The organism is Arthrobacter sp. 10T413_2 (assembly GCF_056394205.1).
Genome location: NZ_JBFTHK010000351.1, coordinates 1 through 1,301 on the forward strand (window position 1 = coordinate 1; position 1,301 = coordinate 1,301).

The window sequence follows — 1,301 nt, forward strand, 5'->3', positions numbered from 1 at the left end:
CAGTGGCGGGAGGCGTCCGACGGCGGCACGTTCGACGTCCACGACCCCGCTACGGGGGAGGTGCTCGCCACCCTGGCCTCCGCKACGAGCGAGGACGCCCTCGCCGCGCTCGACGCCGCCGACAAGGCCCAGGCCGCCTGGGCCCGGACCGCACCGCGGGAACGCGCCGAGATCCTGCGCCGCGCCTTTGACCTCGTCACGGAGCGCGCCGAGGATTTCGCCCTGCTCATGACCCTGGAAATGGGCAAGCCCCTGGCCGAAGCCCGSGGCGAAGTCACCTACGGTGCCGAGTTCCTGCGCTGGTTCTCCGAAGAAACAGTCCGCGACTACGGCCGCTACCTCACCACCCCCGAGGGCAAGAACAAGATCCTGGTGCAGAAGAAGCCCGTGGGACCGTGCCTGCTCATCACCCCCTGGAACTTCCCGCTCGCGATGGCCACCCGCAAGGTCGCGCCGGCCGTCGCCGCCGGCTGCACCATGGTCCTGAAACCGGCCAAGCTCACCCCGCTGACCGCCCAGTTCTTCGYGCAGACCATGCTCGACGCGGGCCTGCCCGCCGGGGTCCTGAACGTCGTGGCCTCCGCCAGCGCCGCCGGGATCTCCGGGCCGCTGCTCGCCGATTCCCGGCTCCGGAAGGTCTCCTTCACCGGTTCCACCCCGGTGGGCAAGCGCCTCATGGCCGACGCCGCCCRRAATGTGCTGCGCACCTCGATGGAGCTCGGCGGCAACGCCCCKTTCATCGTCTTCGAGGACGCCGACCTGGACCAGGCCGTGGAAGGCGCGATGGCCGCGAAGATGCGGAACATGGGCGAGGCCTGCACCGCGGCCAACCGCTTCCTCGTCCAGGCATCCGTGGCCCAGGAATTCACCGCCAAGTTCGCCGCGGCCATGGACGCCCTGTCCACCGGCCGCGGCACCGACCCGAACACCACGGTGGGCCCGCTCATCGACGCCGGCGCCCGCGACGACGTCCACGCCCTAGTGACCGCCGCCGTCGACGCCGGCGCCACCGCCCTCACCGGCGGCGCACCCGTGGACGGTCCCGGGTACTTCTACCRGCCCACCGTGCTCGCCAACGTCCCGAACGACGCGGGGATCCTGCGCCAGGAAATCTTCGGACCCGTCGCCCCCGTGACCACCTTCACCACCGAAGAGGACGCGATCCGGCTGGCCAACGCCACCGAATACGGCCTGGCCTCCTACCTCTACAGCCGCGACTTCAACCGGCTCCTGCGCGTCGCGGAACAGATCGAATTCGGCATGGTCGGCTTCAACGCCGGCGTCATCTCCAACGCCGCCGC

The 1,301-nt window shown here is 70.8% G+C and carries 1 protein-coding gene; it reads left to right on the forward strand.

The annotated features are described in order from the left end of the window. Positions 1–1,301 (forward strand): NAD-dependent succinate-semialdehyde dehydrogenase (locus tag AC1DBQ_RS23375; RefSeq protein WP_476930762.1); only part of this gene is annotated, 1,301 nt, incomplete at both ends.